Genomic DNA, 24,914 nt, shown 5'->3' with positions numbered 1-24,914 from the left:
CCGGTTCGGGTAAATCGACGCTGGGGCGCATGGCGGCGGGCATTACTGTTCCCACCTCCGGCAGTATTCGCCTGACGGGTCGCCTCGCTCGACGTATCGATCCAGGCGCAGATCATCAATCTCTTGATCCGCCTGCGCTCCGAACTCGATCTCTCACTGATCTTCATCAGCCACGATCTCTCGGTCGTGCGGCATCTGTGCGATCGGGTCGCCATCATGTATCGCGGCCAGATTGTCGAAGAAGGTGATGCGGCCGCGATCTACGACAATCCACGACATGATTAGACGCGCCGTCTGCTGGCGGCGGTCCCCGCTTTGCCCGTCGCGGCTGAATAAAGACGAATTCTACAATGGAACCCTGGGAATGGGATGAGGCCACCTGGCGCGGCAAGGTGGACAACGTGCGCGCTGCGCCGTTGCCCTCTCCTTCGATAGCGACCACGAGACCAACCAATTGCGCGATGGTGGCGAATCCATTGGCCGCATGTCGCAGGGGCAGTACGGCAACCGCGTCGGCGTGCCACACATTCTGTAGGAGCTGACGCAGGCCGGAGTTCCGGCCATCTTCTTCGTGCCAGCCGTCGCCGCCTTATGAGGATGTCTGGATTAAAACGTATGCCGACATTGCTGGCATTCGCCAAGAATGCCGCGGCGGATGGTAAAAGAATGGTCAGCAACGGCTGACCATTCCCAGCTTGATGACAAACCCCCAGGCACCTTCTCAAGGCTCAAGATTCACGGAAAGTCTCTGAATCAAAAAGAGAACAGATCGGAATCAAAGTGGCGGCAGCAAGGGCAAAAAGGACTTTGTCAGCAGTCTGAAATCTCCTCGGCATTACCGAGGAGATTAATGTCATCGACTGGAGAGATCGATGGCGTGACTGGAGTCGAAATGCCGTTCCTAGTGGAATACATTCATTGGCAAGGATGAATTGCGATGAATGACCGCATCTGACTCATCGTCATATTTAGCGCGAGACAGCCCGTTTGTCTCTGAAAAAGTAAGTAGCCAAATTATTTTCTGTCATCAATTGAGCGTTGACGCACTGTTGTGAAGAAGTGTCACTCCAGACGAAAAAGAAGCCGGGAACGAGGCCGGGTCTCCATTTTCCGACTTCTCGTCAGATCAGAATGGGCGCTGGAGGCGGACGAAACCGGTCCACTGTTCCTGCTGGTTGTCGAAGTCCTGGTAGTTCACAGCAACCTTCGTAGAGAGGTTGGTTGCGAGCTGGTAGTCGAACGTCAGACCGGCATGCCAGCCGTCACGGTTGCCAGTGAAGTCGCCGAAGCGGTTCTGGTCAAGTGTCCAGAAGTACTGTGCGCCGAGGGTGATTTTGAATTGACCGGTAACCTTCACAGCTTTCGGGTCCCCCGATGCTTTGCGCTGGCTGGTTATTGGCATAGGTCACGTTACAGGGGGATATATGATTGAAGATCATGATTTCGAAAGGCGAGCCTCAACTGAAATATGTCGAAAATTAGCATCATAATTTTAGATTTCGATAATAAACTTTTCTCTCCGAGACGTTGGTGTGAGGAAAGACACGCTGGAGATAAGATAGAGAAAGAAAGCTGCAAGAGTAAGAATGATCAGGCAAGCATCTGAACAGGCGCATCCCACTGGATCAGCACCACGCAGCCATCCTCACTCCAGACAGAATGTTCGCTACCGGGTGCATTTACAATATAGGAACCCGTGAGATACTGGCCCGTTTCATCGGACTGGCTTCCCTCTAGCACAAGAATGGTTTCGAGCCCAACGTGAAGATGCCGCGGCACAGCTGCTCCAGCTTCATACTTCAAGAGTGCGACACCCGGCGCCTCACCCTCGAAACGCCTGATCCAGTGGATTGTCACGCCCTCGCGGAACGCTTCGAACGGCAGTTCCTTCCAACCATCGGCGTGAAAGCCCGATCGTATGGTTTCAACCATGGTTCACTCCTTCCAGGAAATCTGCGAGGTGTGCGGTCCAACCGACGATACCGCCCTGAGCGCGGATCATTTCCAACGCTGCCTGCTTGAACTCGGGGAAGTAGCTGGCGGTCGCCTCCTCCACGAGCAGGCAGTTGAAGCCACGGTCATTGGCTTCGCGCATGGTCGTCTGCACACAAACCTCCGTGGTGACACCTGCAAAGATGAGGTGTGTGATGCCTTTTTCCGCCAGAACCTGCGAAAGACCGGTGGCATAAAACGCCCCCTTGCCCGGCTTTTCGATGACGATCTCACTCGGCAGCGGCGCAAGTTCCGGCACGATTTCAGAACCCGCCTCGCCTGCGATGAGAATGCGGCCCATAGGGCCAGCATCGCCAATTCTCAAGGTGGGATCTCCCCGGTTCCGCTTGGCGTCCGGCAAATCTGAGAGATCAGGCCTGTGACATTCCATGGTGTGAATGACGGTGAGCCCCGCATTCCGACAGCCTTCTATCAACCGTTTCACATCGGGCACGATGACCGAAACGCGACTGACATCATTACCCAGCGTTTCGCCAAAGCCGCCCGGCTCGATGAAATCCCGTTGCATATCGATGACGATCAGCGCCGTGGACGCCGGTTCGAAACGGAAATCGAATGGAAGCGCCTTGATTGTGGGCATCAGCCATGTCCTGCCATGTGGGATCCGATGATGGAGATATCGGCACCGCGTGCTGGTGTCTCGTACACAAGCCTGCCATCCGACATCACCAGAATGCGGTCCGACATTTCCATCAACTCATCCAGATCTTCCGAGAACAGCAAGACAGCAGTGCCGCTATTGCGGGCCTTCATGATGCGGGCCCGAATTTCAGATACCGCCGAGAAGTCGAGTCCGAAACAGGGATTGGAAACAATCAGCAGGTCCACCTCGCCAGTGAGTTCGCGGGCCAGCACGGCCCGCTGCACATTACCGCCTGAAAGCGAGGCGATGGGAGAGGAGGGCGAGGCGGTCTTGACCTTGAAGGCAGCAATCACCGCGTCGGCTTTTGCACGCATCGCGGTACGATCAAGAAAAAAGCGGGGCTTGCCTGACGGATCGATATCGAAGCTGCGCAGCGAGAGATTTTCCATGACCGACATTTTCGGCGCGCAGGCGTTCTGCAACGGCTCCTCGGGAATGAAACGAACGCGAAACTGGCGCGATTGCTGTCGCGTGGCCTGATAGGGCTTTGCCTCCACCAGAATTTCACCGGTTTCCGCCTTTCGTTGACCAGCCAGCGTTTCGGCAAGCTCCTTCTGGCCGTTACCGGAAATTCCTGCAATGCCGACAATTTCGCCAGCCTTGATGCCGAGCGCTTCCACCTCGATGGTCTTCAGGCCACTGCGGTCCTTCGCGCGCAAGTCCTTCAGTTCGAGAACGGTGCGGGCCTCGTTTTTGATCGGCAGGCGGCTATCCAGCTCGGCAAGCTTCACATTCCCGATCATCATGGCGGCCATATCATGCGGGTTCAGCTCGGCGGTGCTGCCACTACCAATATGTTTTCCGCGCCTCAACACCGAGACAGCATCAGCAAACTTCATCACCTCGTGGAACTTGTGGGAGATCATCAGAACGCTCAAATCCCCCCGTTCCGTCATGCCACGCACAAGGCCCAGCATATCATCCGCTTCGGCGGGCGTGAGAACGGAGGTCGGCTCATCCAGAATGAGAAAGCGGCGACCGAGATAAAGCTGGCGAATGATTTCCAGCTTCTGCTTTTCGCCCGCCGCCAGTTCCCGTACCGGACGATCCAGCGGAATGCGAAATGGCATGGTCTGTATGAAGGCATCCAGCGCCTCCCGTTCCGTTTTCCACGAGATGATACCGGGAACATCATTGCGGCTGATGACCAGATTTTCCGCACCAGTCAGCGACGGCACCAGCGTGAAATGCTGGTATACCATGCCGAGGCCGAGGGCTGCGGCATCCTTCGGCGAAGCAACCGAAACCTCGCGGTCCTCCACCATCAACTGGCCGCTTGTCTGGCGATAAAATCCCATGATGCATTTGACGAGCGTGGACTTGCCCGCGCCATTCTCCCCCAGAAGTGCGTGAAACGAGCCCGCCTTCACCTTGATGGAGACATCATCCAGCGCCGTGAAGGAGCCGAAACGCATGGTCATGCCAACCGTTTCCAGCGAAAGTGCCTTGCCTGTTGTGGGGCCTAGCGTGGTGCCTGTCATGGGTATCGATCCTTCCCTTGGCCGAACGTCGGTTATGGCAGCGCCTCGATCAGCGCCTTGGAATTCGACACCGAGCCGAACACGCCGCCCTGCATCTTGACCATCTTGATCGCGGCCAGATGGTTGCCGTAATCGGTCGCGCCGCAACAATCTTCCAGGAGCAGGCATTCAAAGCCGCGGTCATTCGCCTCGCGCATGGTGGTGTGCACGCAGACATCCGTAGTGATGCCGGTCAGGATGATGTTTTCGATGCGGCGCTGGTTGAGGATCAGCTCCAGATCCGTGGCGCAGAAGGATCCCTTGCCCGGCTTGTCGATGATGGTTTCACCTTCGAGGGGCTTCAGTTCGTCGATAATGTCCCAGCCCGGTTCGCCACGCACGAGAATGCGCCCGCAGGGTCCTGCATCGCCAATGCCAGCATTGATGCGCTGCGAACGCCAGCGCTTGTTGGCGGGCAGATCCGCCAGATCCGGCCTGTGGCCTTCGCGCGTGTGAATAATGTGGTAGCCCTTGGCGCGCATGGCAGCGAGCACCGCCTTGATGGGTTCAATGGGTGCCCGCACCAGCGACAGATCATAGCCCATATGATCGACATAGCCGCCGGGACCGCAGAAATCCGTCTGCATGTCGATGATGATCAAGACTGTATTGTCCGGCCGCAGCTTGCCGTTATAGGGCCATGGATAGGGATCGGCAGAAACGAAGTTGGTGGCTGTGTTGGTCAGCGTATCCATGACGATATCCCTATTCGGCTGCTGTTTTGGTGATTTCGCCGAAGCGGCGTGTGGGCTTTTCAAACCCGCAGGAGGTTCCGTCCGTTACCTTCACGCGGTCTTCCCAAGGCAGGCGATAGCGACCGGCGGCCAGATCGTGCATGTAGGTATAGGGGCAATCCTGCGCGCCACCGGCGACCGCCACATAGCCGCGATGACCGAACTGGTAGATGTTGTTTTCGACACCCCAGCCGAGCCTTGCTTCGCGCACCAGATCGGGCCGCACCTCGGCGGTGATAATCTCATCCGGCCTGCCGCTTGTACCATGGGCAATGATGGAGCCGTCGAAATTGCAGATCATGCCTTCGCCTATGCTGTCGAAGGTGCCGTCAGAGCCGGACATGCAGACATTGGCCGTGACCATGAGATTGCAGAAGGCGTTGGACTGGTTGGTGAAGCGCCAGGAGTCGCGAATGGGCGCCGTGTAGCCTGCAGTACGGATCATGATTTCCGCGCCCTTATAGGCGCATTCTCGAGCCATTTCCGGGAACATGCCATCATGGCAGATAATGAGCGCGATCTTGGCACCCTTCGGGCCGGTGATGACGGGAATGCCGGTATCGCCTGGCTCCCACGGCTCGACCGGCACCCAGGGGTGCATCTTGCGATAATAGAGTTTTAGCTCTCCCTGATCGTCGATGATGATGCCGGAATTATAGGGCATGCCGCCGGGATTAAGCTCCATGATGGAGAAGCAGCCCCAGATGCGGTGCTCCTTGCAGGCTGCCTTGAAAGCCGCGACTTCCGGCCCGTCCAGCGTGCACATGATCTCGGGATTGATATCCATCGACAGGCCGTGCAGCGCATATTCGGGGAAGATGACGAGATCCATGCCCGGCTGGTTGCGTCGTGCCTTGCCCACCAGTTCGACGATGCGCTGCGTCTGCCGCGCCAAGTCTTCCTTCGTTACGGTAACAGGCAGTTGCAACTGCACCAGTCCGATACCGACACCGTGTTCCGATTTGTTCAAACCGCCCAAGCCGTTCATGGCAGATCTCCAGTCACATGTTCATTTGGTCAGCGAAAGTTCCTCCGGCGCACCCGAAAGGCGCGTCGTCGGCGAAGAGGTCATGATGAGAATGATCAAGGTCAGCACGTAAGGTGCCGCATAGAAGAGGTAGTAGCCCTGCGTGACACCGACCGATTGAAGTGCTGGACCAAGCGCGCCAGCCCCGCCGAACAGCAGCGAGGCAAACATGCAACCCTTGGGGTTCCAACGAGCGAAGATGACGAGCGCAACGGCCATCAGCCCTTGGCCCGACGAAATGCGTTCGTTCCATGAGCCGGGATAAAAAAGCGAAAGGTAGGCCCCGCCGATTGCCGCCAGTGCCCCGCCCGCAGCCGTTGCCAGCAGGCGAACTGTATTTGGGTTGATACCCATGGCGCGGGCAGCATCAGAACTATCGCCCACCACGCGCAGAATGAGGCCGACACGCGTGTTCTTCAGCATCCACGCGATGGAAAATGTTAGGATTAACCCGACAATGAACAGCACATTGATCGTGAGTGCCGCCTGCACCTGCGGCAAAGACGACCAGTTACCGAGCGGAATGGCCGGAAGCTTTGGCGCAACCGGCTGGATGAAGGGCTTTCCGAGGAAGAAGGCGAGGCCAAGCCCGAACTGCATCATGGCAATGCCGATGGCGATATCGTTCACCTTCGGGAATTTGCAGATAAAGCCATGCAGCAGGCCGAACACGGCACCGGCCATCATGGCGGCCAACACACCAAGCCAGGCCGACTGTGTGAGAACGGCCACAGCATAAGCGGACATGGCCCCGAAAACGAGCGTTCCTTCAAGGCCGAGATTGATGCGGCCGGAGCGTTCGGTCAGGGTCTCACCGAGGCTGACGAAAATGAACGGGGTGGATACGCGAATAGCACCGGCCAGAATGGCAAGGGGCACGCCCCAGAGCCCAAGTGCGGTTTCTTCCATCACTCGCCATCCTTTCCGGCGCGTGTTTTGCGCCACATTTCCGGGTTGAAGAGCTTGAATCGGCCATAGAGCGTTTCGAAGAACAGCACGCTGATGAACAGGGTGCCTTGCAGCACGAGAACCGTTGCATCCGGCAGGCCCATGCGTCGCTGGATCAAGCCGCCTGCCGCCGCCACACCGCCGAGCAGAATGGAAACCGGGATGATGGCCAGCGGGTTATGCCGTGCAAGAAACGCAACGAGAATTCCGGTGTAACCGTAACCGGCAATGATGGAGCCATTGGCGCTGCCCTGCACCGCCGCCACCTCGATCATGCCTGCGAGACCCGCGAAGGCACCAGCGAGAAAAGTGAAGCCGACGATAAGCTTACCGACAGGCAATCCCTGGATCTGCGCGGCCCGGAGATTGCCGCCGGAAACGCGCGCCGCAAAGCCGATGGTGGTTCGCTCGATCAACACCCAGGCGAGCACGCAGCAGATGATGCCAATGGCAAAACCCCAGTGGACATCCATGCCCCAGATCTTCCCGAACATGCCATCTGCTGGTAGCGGAAAGGTGGAAGGCTTGTTGAGGCTCGCGGGATCGCGCAGCACACCTTCGATCAGATGGTTCATCACCGCAATGCCGATATAGGTGAGCAGAAGCGACGAGATCGTTTCGTTCACACCACGGTAGTGCTTCAAGGCTCCGGCAAACGCGATCCACAGACCACCAACAACGGAACCGGCAATACCCATTGCAATCCACAGCGGCCAGCCGTGCGAAACAGAGAGCATGGGCACGGCGATTGCAGCGGCTCCAAGACCGCCGAGGGCAAGCGCGCCCTCCCCACCGATGACGGTAAGCCCAAGGCGTGCGGGAAGTGCCACGCACAGAGCCGTCAGCAACAAGGGCGCCGCGCGGCTGAACGCGTTCTGCAGCGAGAACCAGGTGCCGAAACCTCCCGCATAGACCAATTGCACGAACTGGAGGGGAGACTTGCCCAGCGCCAGAAGAAAGAGGCTGAAAAGGCCCATTCCCGCCAGAATGGCGAGAAAGGTGATAGCAAGTGGCTCCAGCCTGCGCGCGAGTTCTTCCTGAAGGCGCGACAGCGTGAACCTGCGGGTGGCGGAAGCCACGGAGGATATGTCGATCTCGGCAGCCATGACTTCCGCTCCTTCAATCAGGCGACGGAGCCGATGACGCCTTCAACGAGATAGTTCATGCTTTCGAGCTCGATGGCCTGCTCGGTATAGTCCTTGCCTGCGGGAACGACGACATTGCCCTTGTTATCCTTCAGGCCACCCTTGAAGACCGCAAAGTTTCCGCCAAGCATGGTCTTTTGCGTGGCTTCGAACTTGGCGCGCGCATCGGCAGAAACTGCTTTACCGAGCGGGCTCATCTTGACGAAGCCGTCCTTCAGGCCACCGCGCACGAAATTGCCGATTGGCTTGCCTGCCTGCATCGTCTTGATGAAATCCGTATAGACATTGCCCCAGGCCCATTCGGCACCGGTCAGATATTTGTCACCGGCCAGAGCCGACTGGTTGGCGTGATAGCCGCAGACGAAAGCGCCGCGACCGGCAGCCGTCTGGGCAACGACCTTCGGGCTATCGACGTGGCAGGTGATGACATCGGCGCCCTGGTCGATGAGAGCGTTGGTGGCTTCCGCTTCCTTCACGGCCAGCGACCATTCACCGGTAAAGATGACCTGGCAGGTGATGGACGGATCGACAGAGCGGGCACCGAGCAGGAAGGCATTGATGTTCTGGAGGACCTGCGGAATGGGCTTGGCCGCCACGAAGCCGATCTTCTTGCTCTTCGAGGCGTAACCGGCGGTGATACCGTTCAGGTATTGGCCCTGATGGATGTAACCGAAATAGGAGCCGACATTGGCCGGATGCTTTTCCTTGGTCCAGAGACCGCCGCAATGGCGGAACTGCGCATCCGGATACTTCTTCGCCATGGCCAGTACATGGGGATCGAAATAACCGAATGAGGTCGGGAACAGCAGTTTCGCGCCATCAAGGTTGATCATGGATTCCATGGTCTTCTGGACATCCACGGTCTCGGGCACATTTTCTTCTTCCACCAGCGTGATGCCTTCGATGGACTTCAGGGCGGCTGCACCTTCGGCATGCGCTTGGTTGTAGCCGTAATCATCCTTGGGTCCGACGTAGATAAATCCGATCGTCAACGGCGTCGCAGCAAAGGCTGCGGAGGAAAGCAGGCCCGGCGTGGCTGCTGCTGCTGCGGCGCCCGCCAAGGTCGTCTGAAGAAACTGTCTGCGAGATACGGAAGGCAACTTGATCATTGGTCGTTCCCCTTTTTTAATCCGGCTTCTGCCGGCTCTAAAAAAGTGTATGCAATCCCTATGCCAGCCTGAAACAGCCGGTAGGGCGGCATCAATTCACGAAAAAGCTCAGCATAAATGCGAAAACTGTATGCACTTTGAATTGACGCGCTATATTTTGAGGCAAAACTTCAGTCTGCGTAAAATTCGCGCATGACCTTCGATCGGCTTATAAGATGGCGTTTCGCTTTCACCGAATCTCCGCTAAGCTCGAATAAGTGCATGCAGCTTTGATAGGTCATCGATATTGTGAGGGAATTGGTCAGAACAGGAGACACGGTCGAACAGTTGGTCCGCGCGATCTCCGACCTCATTATCAGTGGTGATCTTCAACCCGGCGCAAAGCTTGACGAAGGTGGGCTGGCCAGCCGCTTCCAGGTTTCTAGAACGCCAGTTCGTGAAGCACTTAGGCAGCTCTGCGCCATGGGACTGGTGGAGCGCCCGCCCAACCGCAGTGCTGTCGTGACCAATGTTTCCGGTGAATTCCTCAGTTCCATGTTCGAGGCTATGGCTGAACTGGAGGCAATCTGCGCCCGACTTTCAGCAGAACGAATGACTGCGCAGGAGCGCGAGGAGCTGGAATCTCTCCATCGGGAAAGCTTCGACATCGTAAAGACCGGAGCATCGGAAGACTACGCGGCCTTTAACACCGAGTTTCATAACCGGCTCTATTCCGGCGCTCACAATGCGCATATTCAGGAAACCGTGCTCCAGACAAGAGCGCGCCTTGCACCCTTTCGTCGCGCTCAGTTTCGCCTGGAGGGCCGCTTGCAACTCTCCTGGGATGAGCACGAGGGTATCGTCAGAGCCATTTTGAACCGGGATGGAGCAGCGGCCTCCTGCGCCGCCTACTCCCATGTGTCGATTGTTGGCGATGCGAGCAGGACTTTCGCTTCCAGCACGGCAACGCGCAACTGATGCCACCTGCCCCGTCCGAAGCAAACATTTCAGCAGCCCCTGAAATTTAGAAAATCTCTTCTGCCTAAGGGATGGGCAACATGCTATTGCAGCGCATCGTTCCGTTGCGCAGAGATGCCAGGCATGTCGCTTTTTCATAAACTCAATCCGGCAATCGTGCCGACCAGCCCACGCGAAAAGCTTCGCGCATCGCTGGGGGCACTGACCGGCATCCTTGCGACCGGACTGGTCAGCACAATCGCCCTTCAGTCCGATGCCAGCGTTCCACTGCTCGTCGCGCCAATGGGCGCGTCCGCCGTGCTGCTTTTCGCAGCACCCGCCAGCCCTCTGGCCCAGCCTTGGTCGATCCTCGGCGGCAACCTGATCGCTGCCGTCATTGGCGTAACATGCGCGAAGTTTCTCGGCGCACCATTGCTGGCGGCTGCCATCGCCGTCTCGGCTGCAATTGCCATCATGCTGATGCTGAACTGCCTGCATCCGCCGAGCGGCGCGGTGGCACTAACAGCTGTTCTGGGCGGTCCGGCAATCCAGAAAGCGGGCTATTGGTTCGTTCTTTCGCCGATCGCGCTCAATTCCGTCATCCTTCTCGTCATCGCCTTGCTTTTCAACAATGTGACAGGCCGGCGCTATCCGCATGCAACGCCCGGCAGCCAGCCATCCCGACAGGGAACGGCAGATCCTGCGCCCTCTCATCGCATCGGTGTCGTCGCATCGGACATCGAGGCGGTGATCCAGGAGCAGGATGAGTTCATCGATGTGAGCCCGGAGGATCTGGATCTCCTTTTTCACAGGGCGCAGATCCGCGCATTCGAGCGGCAGACCAGCGCAGTGACGTGCAGCGACATCATGTCTCGCGACGTGATCTTCGCCACGACGGGCCAAAGCCTGAAAGCTGTCTGGCGGATTTTCATGACGCGCCATGTGAAGGCACTGCCGGTCGTGGACGCCAACGGTAAGCTCACCGGGATCGTGGGCCTGGAAGACTTTCTCGAGAACTCCGTTCTTTCCAGTGACGGATCGCTGAAACTTGGGCTTGGTCATCGCATGCTTGCGCTGTTCAGCAAGCGGCAGCTCCCCACCAGAGTGGACGAAATCATGCAGACGCGGGTTCAATCCGCAATTCCTGAAACGCGCATCACATCGCTGGTTTCGCCGATGGTCGACCAGGGCCTTGACCAGATGCCCGTTGTGGATGCCGACAATAGGCTTGTCGGCATCGTCAGCCAATCGGACCTGCTCGCAGCTCTCTTTCAAAGCGAACTGGACCAGATGGCCATCACTCGGCGGCGATGACCTGACGCTCGGTGATGATCCGGCGGATATCGGGACGGCAGGAACCGCAATTTGTTCCCGCTTTCAGCACCTCTCCGATGGCGGCAACGGTATTGCAACCGGTTTGTGCCGCTGCCGCGATCTCGTTGAGCCCGACATTGAAGCAGGAGCAGATGATGGCGCCCTTGTCCGGCTGATCCGCGGGTGGTCGACCGGCGATCAAGGCAATGCGTGACCGCCTGTCATGCGTCTCCATCAACTGGCTGACTGCCCATTGACGTGACACGGCAACCGGACGAGATGCCACGAAGAGAGCGGCCAGCAACTGCTCTCCGGCAAATGCGGCCACGCGCACGGCACCGGTAGGCTCGTCAGACAGTCCGACGATGTCTGAATTTTCGGGAAGCCGAACTGTTCTTACGAGCCATGATTGCCAGCCATCTGTTGGCGGATGACCTGCAAGTTCCAATCGATATCCGCCCTCACACGGCGCTATAGCCCAGTAGTCGAAATCGAGCTCGAGAGGCTTTTCACGGCAGATAAGGAAGGCATGACAGGATGCCTCGACTTTTTTCATTGTAATGGCAGCGTTCTTCAGTGCGGGCTGGCCGGAAATCGGATCGCGCTCATTGGATACCAAGGCATCGACACGCGCGCGCGCCGAATTGCTGTCGTTCCAATGCATGGGGGCGAAGACCGAGCCCGGAGCCTGTCGATCCGTGATCAGGGCACGGACAATGCATCTGGCGCCCGTGGTCCCGGTCAGTTCCACCAGATCCGCATCCTCAAGATCAAACTGCCGGGCATCGGAGGGGCTGATCTCTGCAAAGGGCTCGGCCATGTGCGACGAAAGGCGGGCACTTTTGCCCGTACGGGTCATGGTGTGCCACTGATCCCGGATACGTCCGGTGTTCAGGATGAGCGGAAACTCCGTGGAAGGACGATGGTCGAGAATTGCTTGAACCGGCACGAAGCGGGCACGGCCATCCGGGTGATAGAACCGACCGTTGGCGAAGAAGCGCGTCTCGTCAGGCTTGGATCCTGCTCGCTGGGGCCATTGGAAGGGTTCGAGCGCATCATACTCCTGCCGCTCCAGCGCGGCGTGAGCACCGATATCAAAATCCCGGTTGCCATCGTTTTCGAAGGCTGAAAGAGCTGCATGCTCCTGGAAGATCTCGCTGGCGTTCTGATAGGCAAATCCGGCACCGAACCCCATCCGGCAGCCCACTTGCGCCATTTGCCACCAGTCGGCTTGCGCCTCGGCAGGGGCGGCCAGAAACGGGCGCTGGCGCGAAATGCGGCGCTCGGAATTGGTAACGGTTCCGCTTTTCTCACCCCATCCGGCGGAGGGAAGCAGAACATGAGCAAGTCTTGCCGTGTCGGTACTGCCGTACATGTCCGACACCACCACGAACGGGCAGGTTTCGATGGCCGCCTTGACGACATCGGCATTCGGCATAGAGACCACAGGATTGGTGGACATGATCCACAGCGCCTTGATCTTGCCTGCCTTGACGGCCTCAAACAGTTCTACTGCCTTCAGGCCTGGCTTTAAAGCGATGGCCGGTGATGCCCAGAACCGCTGGACACGATCACGATCTGCATCATTGGCGATGTCCATATGCGCGGCGAGCATATTGGATAGACCACCGACCTCGCGTCCGCCCATGGCATTGGGCTGGCCGGTCAGGGAAAAGGGTCCAGATCCCGGCTTGCCGATCCTGCCTGTGGCAAGATGGCAATTGATAATGGCATTGACCTTGTCAGTGCCGACCGAAGACTGGTTGACGCCCTGACTGTAGCAAGTGACGACCTTGCGCGTCTTTGCAAACCACTGGAAGAACAGCCGCAATTGCAGGGTGGATATCCCCGTCGCTTCCGCAAGCTCGGCCAGACTTGCGTGCTGACATGCCATCAATGCGTCGGCAAAGCCGGTTGTGTGTTGCGCCACGTAAGCTTCATCCACATGGCCCTCCTGCGCAAGATGATGAAGCAAACCATTGAACAGGGCGACATCCGCATTGCCCCGCACCGCCAGATGCAGATCGGCGAGATCGCAAGTGGCGGTTCGGCGTGGGTCGATCACCACGACTTTCATCTGCGGGCGGTTGGCCTTCGCTGCCGCAAGGCGCTGATAAAGCACCGGATGACACCAGGCCATGTTCGACCCGACCAGCACCACGAGATCTGCAAGCTCCAGATCTTCATAGGTGCCAGGGACCGTATCGGAACCGAAGGCGCGTTTATGGCCCGCAACGGAGGAGGCCATGCAGAGCCGCGAGTTCGTGTCTATGTTGGCAGAGCCGATGAAGCCCTTCATCAGCTTGTTGGCAACGTAGTAATCCTCGGTCAGAAGCTGGCCGGAGAGATAGAAAGCGACCGAATCCGGTCCATGGTCGCGGATGGCGGAAGAGAAGCGTTCGGCAACCAGATCAAGCGCATTATTCCAGCTGGCGGGCCTGCCGCTGACCATCGGAGCCAGAACACGGCCTTCCATATCCAGAGTTTCCGCCAGTGCCGAGCCCTTGGAACACAGCCTGCCGAAATTGGCGGGATGATCGGGATCGCCCTTCACGCTCACCCGGCCATCATCCTCGACCTTGGCGATGACGCCGCAGCCGACACCACAATAGGGACAGGTGGTGCGTGTTTCAGTTGGCATGGGCTTACTCCGCCGCAACCATCATCGGCTGATCGAGAAGGATCGACAGCAGACCGTCCTCATTCCTGATTTCGAGGGTCCGCACCTCCCCCTCATCCGCACCCTGCGCCATCCCGTTTTCCAGCGAAATGACCCAGTTGTGCAACGGGCAGGTGACCGACTTGCCGTGCACGATGCCCTCCGACAGTGGTCCTGCCTTGTGCGGGCAGCGGTTTTCAATCGCGAAAACCTCGTTCTCGCTGGTGCGAAACACGGCGATGTTCATGCCCGGGGTCTTGATGCAGCGAGCGCCACGCAGCGGGATATCGTCGATATGTCCAATGGTTTTCCAGTTCATGGATGTCGTCCTTCTGGTTGAGATCCCCTCCCCAACCCCTCCCCACAAGGGGGAGGGGCTAACCTGCCGCGGCGTCTGCGCCTGCGTTTGTGCTATACAGCGCGTTGCGTTTTCTCCCCCCTTGTGGGGGAGATGGCCGGCAGGCCAGAAGGGGCCGTCTTATTCTGCAGCCTCGCCGTAGCCGACGCTTGCCATGGGTTTGAACTCGTGCTTGTCCTTGCCCGATACGCGCTCCGACCAAGGATCGACCTGCGCGAATTGCTGGCTGAAGACGAAGCGGTCGTAATAGGCCTTGCGCCGCTCGGTATCGTGAAGGATTTGAGCGCGAACCTCGTCATGGCCCACGCGTTTCGCCCACTTGTAGATGCGTTCCAGATAGCGGCCCTGTTCGCGATACATCTGGGTCAGCGCCACGATCACCTCCAAGGCCTCGTCCTCGGTCTTCACCAGACCCAGAACGTCCGTGCCCTTGATGTCGAGACCAGCGGCACCGGCAAAATGGATCTCGAAGCCGGAATCGACGCAGATGACGCCGATATCCTTGCAGGTGGCTTCAGCACAGTTTCGGGGACAGCCCGAAACGGCGAGTTTCAGCTTGGCCGGTGTCCACGAACCCCACATGAACTTTTCGATGCGGATGCCGAGGCCGGTGGAATCCTGCGTGCCGAAACGGCACCAGTCCGAACCCACACAGGTTTTGACTGTGCGGAGACCCTTGGCATAGGCCTGACCGGAGATGAAACCGGCCTGCCCGAGATCCGCCCACACAGCGGGCAGGTCTTCCTTCTCGATGCCAAGCAAATCGATACGCTGGCCGCCGGTGACCTTCACCATCGGGATCTGGAACTTGTCGACCACGTCGGCAATGGCCCGCAATTCCTTCGCGTTTGTCACGCCGCCCCACATGCGGGGCACGACGGAATAGGTGCCATCCTTCTGGATATTGGCGTGAACCCGCTCATTGATGAAACGGGACTGATAGTCATCCGCATACTCATCCGGCCAGTCGCAAACGAGGTAATAGTTCAGCGCCGGTCGGCATTTGGCGCAGCCGCAGGAGGTTTTCCACTCCAGCTCCTGCATGACGGCGGGAATGGTTTTAAGCCCCTTGGCCTTGATCAGGCGGCGCACATCGTCATGCCCGAGCTCGGTGCAGGTGCACATGGGCGTCACAGCTGCCGGGTTATACTTGTCTCCCAGCGTCACTGTCATCAGCTGTTCGACAAGACCTGTGCAGGATCCGCAGGAGGCGGAAGCCTTGGTGTGGGCGCGCACCTCGTCCAGCCCTGTCAGGCCTTTGGCCGTGATGGTCGAGGTGATCTTTCCCTTACAAACGCCGTTGCAGCCGCAGATTTCCGCATCATCCGGCAAGGCTGCAACGGCCGCCATAGGGTCCAGCGGAGACCCTCCCTGATAGGCCTGGCCGAAGATGAGGGTATCGCGCATCTCCGAAATATCGGTCTGCTTCTTCTTCAGGTCGTTGAACCAGGCGCCATCAGCCGTTTCACCGTAGAGCACGGTGCCGATGATGCGGTTCTCCTTGATGACCAGCCGCTTGTAGATGCCAGCCGTCGCGTCGCGCAGCACGATTTCCTCGCGGTCCGGCCCTTCGGCAAAATCGCCCAGCGAATAGAGATCGATGCCGGTGACCTTGAGCTTCGTCGGCGTGTCGGAATGAACGAAGGCCGGTGTCTTGTCACCCGCCAGATGCGAGGCGGCGATGCGCGCCATTTCGTACAGCGGGGCAACGAGGCCATAAACCTGACCGCCCACTTCCGCACATTCGCCAAGTGCCATGATGTGGCCGTCAGACGTCATCATGCCATCATCGACCACGATGCCGCGATTGACGGCGAGGCCTGCATCCTTTGCCAGTTGCACATTGGGACGGATGCCGACGGCCATGACGACGATGGATGCCGGAATGATGCGGCCATCCTCGAGTTCCACGGCCTCTACCTTGCCATCGCCAAGAATCGCCTTGGTATTGGCCTTACAGAGAACATTGATGCCGCGATCTTCCAGTGCCTTTTGCAACAGATATCCGGCGGCAGGATCAAGCTGGCGCTCCATCAGGCTTGGCATCACATGCAGAACCGTCACGTTCATGCCGCGAGCCTTGAGGCCGGCAGCGGCCTCAAGGCCCAGCAGCCCGCCGCCGATCACGATGGCGTCTCCTCCCGCCTTGGCAGCAGCAAGCATGGCATCCACGTCATCCAGATCGCGATAGGCGACAACGCCTTTCAGGTCCTTGCCCGGCACCGGAATGATGAAGGGGTTGGAGCCAGTGGCGATGATCAGCCGGTCGTAGTCAGCGACCACACCCTTTTGCGAGGTCACGGTGCGCTTGGCGCGGTCGATTTCTACGATCCTGTCGCCACGATAGAGCGTCACGCCATGGGCTTCGTACCAGGCGTCACCATGAATGATGATGTCTTCATAGGTCTTTTCACCGGACAGAACCGGGGAAAGCATGATGCGGTCATAGTTCACGCGGGGTTCAGCGTTGAAAATGGTGACGTCGTAGGCACCGGGTGCCTGTTCGAACAGATGTTCCAGCATTCGGCCAGGGGCCATGCCATTGCCAATGATGACAAGTTTCTGGATCATCTCGCTTACTCCGCCGCTTCCACGAAGCGGTGACGCTCGTAGAGGAATTTCAACACGGCCTCGCGGCACTTGAGATAGGTGCGGTCGGACGCCAGCTCGATGCGGTTGCGGGGCCTTGCGATTGGAACTTCCAGCACCTCGCCGATCTTTGCTGCCGGACCATTGGTCATCATAACGATGCGGTCGGAGAGAAGAACCGCCTCGTCCACATCGTGTGTGATCATGATCATGGTGTTGCCGAGGCGCGCATGGATCTCCATCACCGCATCCTGCAGATGGGCGCGGGTCAGCGCATCCAGCGCACCGAAAGGCTCATCCAGCAGCAGCACCTTCGGCTCCATGGCGAGCGCACGGGCAATACCGACGCGCTGCTTCATGCCGCCGGAAATTTCTGCCGGACGTTTGTCCTTCGCATGGGCCATCTGCACGAGATCGAGATTGTGCATCACCCAGTCATGCTGCTCAGACTTGGTTTTCTTGCCACGAAAGACCTTGGAGACGGCAAGGTTGATGTTTTCGTAGACCGAGAGCCAGGGCAGCAGCGAATGGTTCTGGAACACGACCGCTCGCTCCGGACCGGGTGCATCGACATGCTTTCCATCCAGGAAAACGGCACCGGATGTAGCGTCGATCAATCCGGCAATGATGTTGAGCACGGTGGATTTGCCACAGCCGGAATGACCGATGATGGAAACGAACTCACCCTTGTCAACGCCGAGCGAAACCTGCTTCAGCACTTCGCTTTTGGTGCCGTTGCGCTCGAAGGTCTTGTCGATGAATTCCAGCGAAAGATAGGATTGTGCCATGGTCGTGATCCTTCAGGCGTTGGCAGTGCCGCGGGTGACGAGGCGCCCGACGAAAGCAATGAGGCGGTCGAGCAGGAAACCGACGACGCCGACATAGACAAGCGCCACGATGATGTCGCTGATCAGAGACGAGTTCCAAGCGTCCCAGATGAAGAAGCCGATGCCGACGCCACCGATCAGCATTTCCGCCGCAACGATGGCAAGCCAGGAAAGACCGATGCCAATGCGCAGGCCGGTGAAGATGTAAGGGGCGGCAGCGGGCAGCATGATCTTGGCGAAATATTCGAACCCGTTGAGGCGCAGCACCTTGGCAACGTTCTGATAATCCTGCGGAATGTTGCGGATGCCGACAGCCGTATTGATGATGACCGGCCAGATTGCGGTGATGAAGATGACGAAGATTGCGGATGGATTCCCATCCCGGAAGGCGGCAAGCGACAGGGGCAACCAAGCAAGCGGTGGAACGGTACGAAGGATCTGGAAGATCGGGTCCAGGCCCCGCATGGCCCACTGGCTCTGACCGACGAGAACACCGAGCGCGATGCCGGCGATCGCGGCCAGCGCATAGCCCAGCGCAACACGCTGAAGGCTCGCGGCGATATGCCAGAACATCCCCTGATCAACCCCCTGCCCCACATGGAACGGGTGAATGATCAGTTCCCAGCTTTCGCTGAGCACACGGCTCGGGGACGGAAGACTTGATGTTGGCGAGGAACAGAGAATTTCCCAGGCAAGCACCAGAAGCGCGAGCGTCAGAAGCGGCGGCAGGATAGTCGCATTCAGGCGGCGAGCCTTCTCGACCACCATCGAGCCAATCGGCCTCGTCGGCTTGGCAGGGGAAAAGGCCACCACCTGTGCTTTCGGGCTGACCTGCTTACTTTCCTTGATGTTCAGTTGCGTAACGGACATGGCCGCTTTCCTTTGTTGAATTCCGGGTGCGAGGGCGCATGCAGTCAGCGCCCTCGAAGCAGGTTTGCTCAAGCCATGCGGGAAATGCTGAGGCTCTTCAGGTAGGCAGCCGGATTCTCCGGATCGAAGACCTTGCCATCGAAGAAGGTTTCCTTGCCGCGGGATGTCGAGGCGGGAATATCGGTCACACCAAGCGCCTTGGCGGCATCGCGCCAGAGATCTTCGCGATTGACCTTGGAGACGAGCGCCTTGATGTCGAGCGTCGGCTCGAACTTGCCCCAGCGGATGTCTTCCGTCAGGAACCAGGCGTCATGGCTCTGATAGGGATAGGAAGCGTGGTCGCGCCAGAACTTCATGAAGTGCGGGCTGTTTTCGACCAGCTTGCCGTTACCGTAATTGTATTTGCCCTTGATGCGATCGGTGATGTCCTTGGGCGGGACGTTGAACCAGCTGCGCTTGCCGACGATTTCGGCCAGTTCATCCTTGTTCTTCATGTCGTCGCACCACTGTGCGGCTTCCAGAACGGCCATCAAGAGCGCTTTCGTCGCACGTGGGTTTTTCTCCACCCAGTCGGCGCGCATGGCGAAGGATTTTTCCGGATGCTTGTTCCAGATTTCAGCGGTGTTGACCGCCGTGTAGCCGATGCCCTGATTGACCAGTTGTTCGTTCCACGGCTCGCCCACACAGAAGCAGTCCATGGTGCCGACCTTCATATTGGCCACCATCTGCGGCGGTGGAACGACGATTGTTTCCACATCCTTGTCCGGGTCGATGCCGCCGGCAGCCAGCCAGTAACGGATCCAGAGGTCATGCGTGCCGCCGGGGAAAGTCATGGCAACCTTGGCAGGCACGCCTGCCGCCTTCTTCTTCGCGAAGGCTTCCTTCAGCGCTCCTGAATCGAGCCCGACCTTGAGATCCGCATAGGCAGAACCCACAGAGATGGCCTGCGCATCGAGGTTGAGACGCGACAGGATAACCATGGGCAAGGGCTGGTTGTTCTGGGTCACCTTGCCAGTAGAAATGAGATAGGGCATCGGGGTGAGGATATGGGCACCATCGATGCCGCTGCCTGCAGATCCGAGAACGAGATTGTCTCGCGTCGTACCCCAGGAGGCCTGCTTGACGACCTCGACATCCGGCATTCCGTACTTGGCGAAAAGTCCCTTTTCCTTTGCGATGATCAGCGGCGCGGAATCAGTCAATGCGATGAAGCCCAGTACGGCTTTGGTTGTTTCAGGACCTGCCCCTTGCGCGAATGCTCCCGAGGGAAATGCAGTCTTGACTGCGCCAAGAAGGGCGGCAGTCGCGGACGTCTTCAAAATCGTACGGCGGCTGATGCCGGTATCGGATGCCTTCGTCATTTTTTTCATTCCCCTCTGTGACGGAGTGCCAAAACGAAAAAACGCCGCGTGCTTGAATGCAGCATCCGGGCGGGAGGAGCCGGACGGCAAGGAAGCCTGCGACGTCGTTGTCTGATGATCTGGATGATGTCCTGTCGGACGCTCATCTGCCTGCCGATCGCCATTGACCGGTGCGATGTTATTCATGCAAGCTGCGTGCCAGTTCTGGCAGTTAAATACAAAACACTGTAAAGATTGAATTATTTCCGATTTGAACTGAACGATCTAAAATCTGGGCACTCGTCCGTGTGCCTAATTTGGAAGCGTCGAGTTTGGTCAGCTGCTGCCATTCTGAGCAGGCGCAGCAAGAGGAGGCCTCAGGTTTCCAGCGTCGACGGCAGCGTACCGTTCTCTTCTGCCCGCACCGCAAAGCTGTTGACGTAAGCCTCAATGGCGGCCGGATCGAAATTCTTGCCGTCCATGAAAACATCATCGGGCTCGCTTGCTGCAGGCGCGAGATCGCCGTTATGATCGCCGACCTGCCCCAGTGCGGCTCGGTAGAGATCTGGTCGGAATGCCGATGCAGCAGCATCCGCAGCCTGTTGGGAGAATCGCACTTGGCCCCAGCGCACCATCTGACTGAAGATCCAGAGCGCCTGGCGCGGCTGCGGAATGTTGGCGCCCTGGCGGTGGAAGGTAAAATAGTTTGGAATGACGCGGCGATTTCCCTTGGCATCCAGCGAGAAGCGGCCTGCAAGAACCTGACGGATAATCTCGACGGGTGCTGCGATGTAACGGTCAGCCGACAGGATTTCCGCGAGATGCGCATGGTTTGCCGGTTCGTCGCACCATCGCGCGGCTTGATCCAGCGCAACGATCAGACGCAGAACAGTGTCTCTGTTGGCCTCCGCCCATTCCGGGCGCATGCCAATCACCTTTTCCGGTGCCGAGGGCCAGATATCCTGCTTGGCGGCTACGATACGCCCGACCCCGCGTTCGGACGCCACCATGTTCCAAGGTGCACCAACACAGAACCCGTCGATAGCACCAGCCTCCAGAGCATCTGATGTCAGAGGCGGCGGCACGACGACCATCTTGACGTCACGATCCGGATTGATGCCCCCTGCTGCCAACCAATAGCGGAACTCGTAATTGTGCGACGAGAACGGATAAGTCATGCCCAGCGTCGGTGGGCTCTCGCCTCTATCACGCATATCAGCGAGAACCGCGGCAAGCGCCTGGGCATTTCCCAAAGCGGATGCATCTTCTCCCAACCCGGTAACGGCTTGCATCCTCTCGAACAGACGCGTGGACAGCGTTATGGCATTGCCACCTCTCCCAAGCGAGAACGGTGTCATCGTCGGCGATGGATTGGAGCCCAGCTCGAGGCTTGCCGCGACCGGCATGGGAGACAGCATATGGGCAATGTCAAATTGCCGGAAAGCAAGGCGATCGCGCACATTGGCCCAGGAGACATCCCGGACCAGTTCGATCAAAAGGCCTTCGCGCTGAGCAAAGCCCATTTCCGCCGCAGCAATCAGAACGGAGGCATCCATCAAGGGAATAAAACCGGCCCGCAGGACCTTCTGCTGAGGCTCTCCGCCCAAAGCTGGAGCTATGAGATTGCTGTTGCTGTCCGGCACGTTCGTCATCCTGTACATTGCGCGCCCTTAGGTTTTGACGTGCCGTGATCACCTGTCATCACAGCAACATCCCGGCCGCAGTCACGACCGACTGGGCAATGTCTGCCAATCGCTTCTTTTCATTCATCGCGGTCTGACGCAGAAGCGTGAAGGCTTCCTCTTCGGATAGATTACGCATCCTCATCAGAATGCCCTTCGCGCGCTCAATGACCTTGCGCTCTTCCAGTGCCGATCTCGCCTCTGCCAACTCCCGCTGCAAACGGTTGAAGACGTTGAAGCGCGACACCGCCATATCTAGGATGGGCTTCACCCGTTCCTTCCGCAAACCGTCAACGATATAGGCAGATACGCCGGCATCGACTGCTGCTTCGATGGATGCCGTATCCGAACGATCGACAAACATGGCAATCGGCCGGCTGATCGAGCGCGTCAGCTGGAACAGATGCTCCATCATGTCGCGGTTGGGATTCTCGATATCGATGATGATGACGTCGGGCTTCAGATTCTCGATCAGGCGGGCGATGCCGTGAACTTCATGGACGACAGTGACGCGGTGATGCCCAGCCTCTCGCAAACCTTCATCAATGATCGCCGCACGCACAGCGTTTTCATCGATGACAAGAATGGTGAGGTCGAGATGGTTCATGGCCGCAACCATGCCGCAACGCAACATGGTTGACAAGATCAATCGATGAAAATTAAGGCATCGATGATAATGCCTTAATTTTCATCATTCCGATCAAAGCCGCGTCAGCGGTGCTGCGTGGAGATATCGGGCGACCTTGCGCTTCGCCTTTATATCCTGCCAGACGAGGTCGACCTGCTCGGGAGACAGGCCCACGGCACCAGCGACCTCTTGCGAAGACAAATCGTTTTCCAGACCGAAGAGGCAGATATCCATCTTCTGGTATGGCAACGCAAAGTAGAACTCTTCCTGCGTCTGTGGCAGGGAGTAAGTGTCTGTCGTCGGCGGTCGTGATAGAATTTCTTCCGGCACGCCGAGTTCGGCTGCCAATTGAAACACCTGACTTTTATAGAGGTGCGCGATCGGCTTGATGTCAGCAGCTCCGTCGCCATTCTTGACGAAGAAACCCTGATCGTATTCGAGCCGGTTGGGGGTTCCCAGAACGGCAAAGTTCAGACGATCGGCATGGTAGTATTCGATCTGCTTGCGCGTGCGCTGCTTCATATTTGTTGCTGCCACGATGCCGAGATAGGCTTTCGCGCTCAACCGAACCTTTTGCATCTCTCCGTCTGGTGCCCGAACAACAAGCGAGGAGATATTGTAGCCGCCACTGGTCAACGGATTGTCGAAGACGATCTTGGAGCTCCACCCGGGCCCATATTCCGGCACCGCTTCACGAATGAAGCCATCGCGCCGCTCATAGCATCCGGCAGCGGCAAGCGCGGGACCAATATCCTCTATGATCGTCTTGATGCCAAACCGGGCGGCAAGCTTTTGACCAAGACGCAGACTTTCCGGATCGGAATCATTCTCCGGCATGAAGATCCCGAAAACGTTCTTTGCTCCGACCGCCTCGACAGCCAAGGCAGCGCAGAGGCTGGAATCGATACCGCCGGACAGACCGAGCACCAGTCCGCGTTTACGCAGGTCCGTGCGCAGTCGCTCGCGCAACCAGTTCGCGGTCGCCCCAATTTCAGTCTTTGCATCCAGGATCAGAGGAGCAAAAGAAGGGATATGATTTGATTGATGTCCCATTCAGCTTACTCCATGGGCTGTTCCGGCTCGATAAGGAGCCTGCGGCTGACCTTGCCCGAAGGCGTTTTTGGTAGCGAGTTTCTGAACTCGACGAGCTTCGGCACCATATGCTCTTCAAGATGCCGCGCACAAAATCGCTGAACATCGCGTGCCGTCATCTGAGCCTCCTGGCTGACGATGACAGCCTTGATCGCCTGACCGAGCAGATCATGTGGTACGCCGAGTGCGACGGCCTCAGAGATACCAGGCATCTGGCAAAGCACCTCTTCCACCAGACGCGGCGCAACCTTCTCGCCGCGACATTTTATGACATCGTCCATGCGCGATACGAAACTGACGAAACCGTTCTCATCGGCGCTAAAGAGATCACCTGTTCGCAGCCAGCGCTCTCCGGTGAACGGATCAATGGAAAGCGCGCGGCCAGTGGCCTCTTCGTTTTGCCAATAACCCTGCATGACGTTCGGTCCACAAACCAGAAGCTCACCCACGTAGCCCGGGGCCAAGGATCTCCCCTCCTCGTCGACGATCTTCAACTTCACCCCTGGGATTGCTATTCCAACCGAGCCGCGGCGTTGATTGAGTTGAGCGGGCGGCAACCATGTTGCACGCGTACATTCCGTCTGGCCGTACATGATGAAGAGGTCAGCGTGCGGCAGGAAATCGCGAAGCCAATCCTGGTGGGCAAGTGGCAAAGGCGCTGCCGCACATGTCACATAGCGCAGACTAGCAAACCGTCCGGGGTCGAGCACACGCGCCTGCATCATGATCGCGGCGATCGAGGGAACGATCGGCCAGCCCGTTACACCCTCTTTCTCCATCGTCTGGTAGATCTGTTCCGGAAAGGCGAATGATTTTTCGATAACCAGCGTCGCGCCGACCTTCACCGAACTCATCAACTGGTTGAGCCCGTAACCGAATGACATCGGCAGCACTACCAGAATGACGTCATCGGAGGTGTTTCCGAGATAGGATGTGATGGAGGTTACGGCAGCGTCGAGATTGGCATGGGACAGCATCACGCCTTTCGGCAATCCCGTAGAGCCGGAGGTGTAGATGATGGCGGCCAGCGCCTCTGGCGAACGCGACAGGAAAGGCAATGGATCTGCCTCGAACATCTGTCTCAGGCTGCCGCCTTCTCCGGCGACAATGTGAGGAATGTCGCCGTCTATCGCCTCCAGGTGTCCGACAAGCCTCGTCTCGGTGATGATGAGAGATGGTTGGCAATCCTGAACGATCTGTTGCAGACGCGCTGGCTTAGTTGACGGGTTCACAGGACAGATGACGGCACCCGCCATCCAGACTGCAAAAACGGTTACACCAAGCTCCCAGCCATTATCAAGAAACAGGATGACACGATCACCGTCGCCGACGCCACTGTTGGCAAGCGACTGCGCCAATCGAGCGGATCGATCCGACAAATCAGCATAGCTCAGCCGCATTCCATCTGAGATGATTGCGTTCTTGCCCGCATGCAGCTGTGCACTATGAACCAGATACTGCTCGATCCGCGTCATATACC

The 24,914-nt window shown here is 58.1% G+C and carries 22 protein-coding genes and 1 pseudogene; 4 read left to right on the top strand and 19 right to left on the bottom strand.

Translation table 11 applies throughout. From position 1 onward, the window contains the following. Positions 1 to 123 precede the first annotated feature (123 nt). Complete coding sequence (locus tag MUU53_RS05745) at positions 124 to 285, top strand: hypothetical protein (protein WP_247260036.1); 162 nt, start codon at positions 124 to 126, stop codon at positions 283 to 285. 65 nt (positions 286 to 350) lie between these two features. Continuing rightward, positions 351 to 532: pseudogene (locus tag MUU53_RS05740) on the top strand (polysaccharide deacetylase family protein); the annotation flags it as partial. Positions 533 to 1,126: 594 nt separating this feature from the next. Here the strand turns inward: MUU53_RS05740 and MUU53_RS05735 are convergent. The 9 genes from MUU53_RS05735 to MUU53_RS05695 all read right to left on the bottom strand — a co-directional run bounded on the left by MUU53_RS05735 (position 1,127) and on the right by MUU53_RS05695 (position 9,139). Continuing rightward, a complete protein-coding gene (locus MUU53_RS05735) occupies positions 1,127 to 1,402 on the bottom strand; it encodes a porin (protein WP_247260035.1) in 276 nt (91 codons plus the stop codon). A gap of 188 nt (positions 1,403 to 1,590) precedes the next feature. Beyond that, positions 1,591 to 1,932 (bottom strand): cupin domain-containing protein, encoded by a 342-nt coding sequence (locus MUU53_RS05730; RefSeq protein WP_247260034.1) that lies wholly within the window; start codon positions 1,930 to 1,932, stop codon positions 1,591 to 1,593. Further along, on the bottom strand, positions 1,925 to 2,593 hold the full coding sequence (locus MUU53_RS05725) for a cysteine hydrolase family protein (RefSeq protein WP_247260033.1): 669 nt from the start codon (positions 2,591 to 2,593) through the stop codon (positions 1,925 to 1,927). Before MUU53_RS05725 ends, MUU53_RS05730 begins: the two co-directional genes overlap by 8 nt. Then, entirely contained in the window at positions 2,593 to 4,137 is a 1,545-nt protein-coding gene (locus MUU53_RS05720; RefSeq protein ID WP_247260032.1) for an ABC transporter ATP-binding protein, read from the bottom strand. The genes MUU53_RS05725 and MUU53_RS05720 overlap by 1 nt, the downstream gene beginning before the upstream one ends. A gap of 32 nt (positions 4,138 to 4,169) precedes the next feature. Beyond that, positions 4,170 to 4,871 (bottom strand): biuret amidohydrolase, encoded by a 702-nt coding sequence (biuH, locus tag MUU53_RS05715; RefSeq protein ID WP_247260031.1) that lies wholly within the window; start codon positions 4,869 to 4,871, stop codon positions 4,170 to 4,172. A gap of 10 nt (positions 4,872 to 4,881) precedes the next feature. Further along, positions 4,882 to 5,898 carry a formamidase gene (locus MUU53_RS05710; protein ID WP_247260030.1) on the bottom strand — a complete coding sequence of 339 codons (1,017 nt, stop codon included), beginning with the start codon at positions 5,896 to 5,898 and terminating at the stop codon, positions 4,882 to 4,884. A gap of 21 nt (positions 5,899 to 5,919) precedes the next feature. Then, the gene (locus MUU53_RS05705; RefSeq protein WP_247260029.1) at positions 5,920 to 6,846 is read right to left on the bottom strand and encodes an ABC transporter permease; all 927 of its coding nucleotides are present in this window, start codon (positions 6,844 to 6,846) and stop codon (positions 5,920 to 5,922) included. Continuing rightward, positions 6,846 to 7,991, bottom strand: a complete 1,146-nt coding sequence (locus MUU53_RS05700) for an ABC transporter permease (RefSeq protein WP_247260028.1) — start codon at positions 7,989 to 7,991, stop codon at positions 6,846 to 6,848. The genes MUU53_RS05705 and MUU53_RS05700 overlap by 1 nt, the downstream gene beginning before the upstream one ends. A 17-nt stretch (positions 7,992 to 8,008) precedes the next feature. Further along, positions 8,009 to 9,139, bottom strand: coding sequence for a BMP family ABC transporter substrate-binding protein (locus tag MUU53_RS05695; protein ID WP_247260027.1), 1,131 nt, complete (start codon positions 9,137 to 9,139; stop codon positions 8,009 to 8,011). Positions 9,140 to 9,427: 288 nt separating this feature from the next. Here MUU53_RS05695 and MUU53_RS05690 point away from each other — a divergent pair, with 288 nt between their 5' ends. Together MUU53_RS05690 and MUU53_RS05685 are read left to right on the top strand one after the other, a co-directional pair. Further along, positions 9,428 to 10,096 (top strand): GntR family transcriptional regulator, encoded by a 669-nt coding sequence (locus MUU53_RS05690; RefSeq protein WP_247260026.1) that lies wholly within the window; start codon positions 9,428 to 9,430, stop codon positions 10,094 to 10,096. Between the two features lie 123 nt (positions 10,097 to 10,219). Continuing rightward, positions 10,220 to 11,389, top strand: coding sequence for an HPP family protein (locus tag MUU53_RS05685; protein WP_247260025.1), 1,170 nt, complete (start codon positions 10,220 to 10,222; stop codon positions 11,387 to 11,389). Here MUU53_RS05685 and MUU53_RS05680 read toward each other — a convergent pair. From MUU53_RS05680 to MUU53_RS05635, 10 genes are all read right to left on the bottom strand, one after another. Continuing rightward, positions 11,373 to 14,030, bottom strand: coding sequence for a nitrate reductase (locus tag MUU53_RS05680; RefSeq protein ID WP_247260024.1), 2,658 nt, complete (start codon positions 14,028 to 14,030; stop codon positions 11,373 to 11,375). The genes MUU53_RS05685 and MUU53_RS05680 overlap by 17 nt on opposite strands. Before the next feature lie 4 nt (positions 14,031 to 14,034). Continuing rightward, positions 14,035 to 14,367, bottom strand: a complete 333-nt coding sequence (nirD, locus tag MUU53_RS05675) for a nitrite reductase small subunit NirD (RefSeq protein WP_247260023.1) — start codon at positions 14,365 to 14,367, stop codon at positions 14,035 to 14,037. A 159-nt stretch (positions 14,368 to 14,526) separates the two neighbouring features. Then, entirely contained in the window at positions 14,527 to 16,977 is a 2,451-nt protein-coding gene (nirB, locus tag MUU53_RS05670; RefSeq protein ID WP_247260022.1) for a nitrite reductase large subunit NirB, read from the bottom strand. Positions 16,978 to 16,982: 5 nt separating this feature from the next. After that, complete coding sequence (locus tag MUU53_RS05665; protein WP_247260021.1) at positions 16,983 to 17,783, bottom strand: ABC transporter ATP-binding protein; 801 nt, start codon at positions 17,781 to 17,783, stop codon at positions 16,983 to 16,985. Between the two features lie 12 nt (positions 17,784 to 17,795). Further along, entirely contained in the window at positions 17,796 to 18,692 is an 897-nt protein-coding gene (ntrB, locus tag MUU53_RS05660) for a nitrate ABC transporter permease (RefSeq protein WP_247260020.1), read from the bottom strand. 68 nt (positions 18,693 to 18,760) lie between these two features. Next, complete coding sequence (locus tag MUU53_RS05655; protein WP_247260019.1) at positions 18,761 to 20,053, bottom strand: CmpA/NrtA family ABC transporter substrate-binding protein; 1,293 nt, start codon at positions 20,051 to 20,053, stop codon at positions 18,761 to 18,763. A gap of 356 nt (positions 20,054 to 20,409) precedes the next feature. Further along, positions 20,410 to 21,693: a CmpA/NrtA family ABC transporter substrate-binding protein gene (locus tag MUU53_RS05650; protein ID WP_377307313.1), complete on the bottom strand. Its 1,284-nt coding sequence runs from the start codon at positions 21,691 to 21,693 to the stop codon at positions 20,410 to 20,412. Between the two features lie 40 nt (positions 21,694 to 21,733). Next, positions 21,734 to 22,333: an ANTAR domain-containing response regulator gene (locus MUU53_RS05645; protein ID WP_377307320.1), complete on the bottom strand. Its 600-nt coding sequence runs from the start codon at positions 22,331 to 22,333 to the stop codon at positions 21,734 to 21,736. Positions 22,334 to 22,414: 81 nt separating this feature from the next. After that, positions 22,415 to 23,395 (bottom strand): NAD(+) synthase, encoded by a 981-nt coding sequence (gene nadE, locus MUU53_RS05640; RefSeq protein ID WP_247260018.1) that lies wholly within the window; start codon positions 23,393 to 23,395, stop codon positions 22,415 to 22,417. Positions 23,396 to 23,400: 5 nt separating this feature from the next. Then, positions 23,401 to 24,909: a class I adenylate-forming enzyme family protein gene (locus MUU53_RS05635; RefSeq protein WP_247260017.1), complete on the bottom strand. Its 1,509-nt coding sequence runs from the start codon at positions 24,907 to 24,909 to the stop codon at positions 23,401 to 23,403. Between the last annotated feature and the right edge of the window lie 5 nt (positions 24,910 to 24,914).

It is taken from the genome of Affinirhizobium lemnae, from assembly GCF_022968395.1.
Taxonomy (GTDB): Bacteria; Pseudomonadota; Alphaproteobacteria; order Rhizobiales; family Rhizobiaceae; genus Neorhizobium; species Neorhizobium lemnae.
Note: the sequence above shows the minus strand (reverse complement) of the source record. Positions and strands in the feature narration are given on the sequence as shown.

Excerpts from the sequence above, each read along its gene's own strand:
- MUU53_RS05735 (WP_247260035.1), bottom strand. The coding sequence starts at position 1,402 with ATGCCAATAACCAGCCAGCGCAAAGCATCGGGGGACCCGAAAGCTGTG.
- MUU53_RS05730 (WP_247260034.1), bottom strand. The coding sequence starts at position 1,932 with ATGGTTGAAACCATACGATCGGGCTTTCACGCCGATGGTTGGAAGGAA.
- MUU53_RS05725 (WP_247260033.1), bottom strand. The coding sequence starts at position 2,593 with ATGCCCACAATCAAGGCGCTTCCATTCGATTTCCGTTTCGAACCGGCG.
- MUU53_RS05720 (WP_247260032.1), bottom strand. The coding sequence starts at position 4,137 with ATGACAGGCACCACGCTAGGCCCCACAACAGGCAAGGCACTTTCGCTG.
- biuH (WP_247260031.1), bottom strand. The coding sequence starts at position 4,871 with ATGGATACGCTGACCAACACAGCCACCAACTTCGTTTCTGCCGATCCC.
- MUU53_RS05710 (WP_247260030.1), bottom strand. The coding sequence starts at position 5,898 with ATGAACGGCTTGGGCGGTTTGAACAAATCGGAACACGGTGTCGGTATC.
- MUU53_RS05705 (WP_247260029.1), bottom strand. The coding sequence starts at position 6,846 with ATGGAAGAAACCGCACTTGGGCTCTGGGGCGTGCCCCTTGCCATTCTG.
- MUU53_RS05700 (WP_247260028.1), bottom strand. The coding sequence starts at position 7,991 with ATGGCTGCCGAGATCGACATATCCTCCGTGGCTTCCGCCACCCGCAGG.
- MUU53_RS05695 (WP_247260027.1), bottom strand. The coding sequence starts at position 9,139 with ATGATCAAGTTGCCTTCCGTATCTCGCAGACAGTTTCTTCAGACGACC.
- MUU53_RS05685 (WP_247260025.1), top strand. The coding sequence starts at position 10,220 with ATGTCGCTTTTTCATAAACTCAATCCGGCAATCGTGCCGACCAGCCCA.
- MUU53_RS05680 (WP_247260024.1), bottom strand. The coding sequence starts at position 14,030 with ATGCCAACTGAAACACGCACCACCTGTCCCTATTGTGGTGTCGGCTGC.
- nirD (WP_247260023.1), bottom strand. The coding sequence starts at position 14,367 with ATGAACTGGAAAACCATTGGACATATCGACGATATCCCGCTGCGTGGC.
- nirB (WP_247260022.1), bottom strand. The coding sequence starts at position 16,977 with ATGATCCAGAAACTTGTCATCATTGGCAATGGCATGGCCCCTGGCCGA.
- MUU53_RS05665 (WP_247260021.1), bottom strand. The coding sequence starts at position 17,783 with ATGGCACAATCCTATCTTTCGCTGGAATTCATCGACAAGACCTTCGAG.
- ntrB (WP_247260020.1), bottom strand. The coding sequence starts at position 18,692 with ATGTCCGTTACGCAACTGAACATCAAGGAAAGTAAGCAGGTCAGCCCG.
- MUU53_RS05655 (WP_247260019.1), bottom strand. The coding sequence starts at position 20,053 with ATGACGAAGGCATCCGATACCGGCATCAGCCGCCGTACGATTTTGAAG.
- MUU53_RS05650 (WP_377307313.1), bottom strand. The coding sequence starts at position 21,693 with ATGTACAGGATGACGAACGTGCCGGACAGCAACAGCAATCTCATAGCT.
- MUU53_RS05645 (WP_377307320.1), bottom strand. The coding sequence starts at position 22,333 with ATGGTTGCGGCCATGAACCATCTCGACCTCACCATTCTTGTCATCGAT.
- nadE (WP_247260018.1), bottom strand. The coding sequence starts at position 23,395 with ATGGGACATCAATCAAATCATATCCCTTCTTTTGCTCCTCTGATCCTG.
- MUU53_RS05635 (WP_247260017.1), bottom strand. The coding sequence starts at position 24,909 with ATGACGCGGATCGAGCAGTATCTGGTTCATAGTGCACAGCTGCATGCG.